The organism is Priestia sp. 53B2 (genome assembly GCF_056099005.1).
This window is the reverse complement of sequence record NZ_JBLZXA010000096.1, coordinates 1-255: the sequence shown is the minus strand read 5'-3', so window position 1 is coordinate 255 and position 255 is coordinate 1. Positions and strand designations below refer to the sequence as shown.

General features: G+C 45.1%; 2 rRNA genes. Both read left to right on the top strand.

Going from position 1 to position 255, the window contains the following annotated elements:
- Positions 1-115, top strand: a 23S ribosomal RNA gene (locus tag ACN6NE_RS31280); the annotation flags it as partial.
- A 63-nt stretch (positions 116-178) separates the two neighbouring features.
- Positions 179-255, top strand: a 5S ribosomal RNA gene (rrf, locus tag ACN6NE_RS31275); the annotation flags it as partial.

Below are 255 nucleotides of genomic sequence, written 5' to 3'. Positions count from 1 at the left end.
TTCCCATAGCGCAAGCTAGTAAGATCCCTGAAAGATGATCAGGTTGATAGGTCAGAGGTGGAAGCGTGGCGACATGTGTAGCTGACTGATACTAATCGATCGAGGACTTAACCAAAACTTTAAAAGCATAAGCTTTACTCAGTAAACTGTTATCTAGTTTTGAGAGAGCAATCTCTTGTCTGGTGGCGATAGCGAAGAGGTCACACCCGTTCCCATACCGAACACGGAAGTTAAGCTCTTTAGCGCCAATGGTAG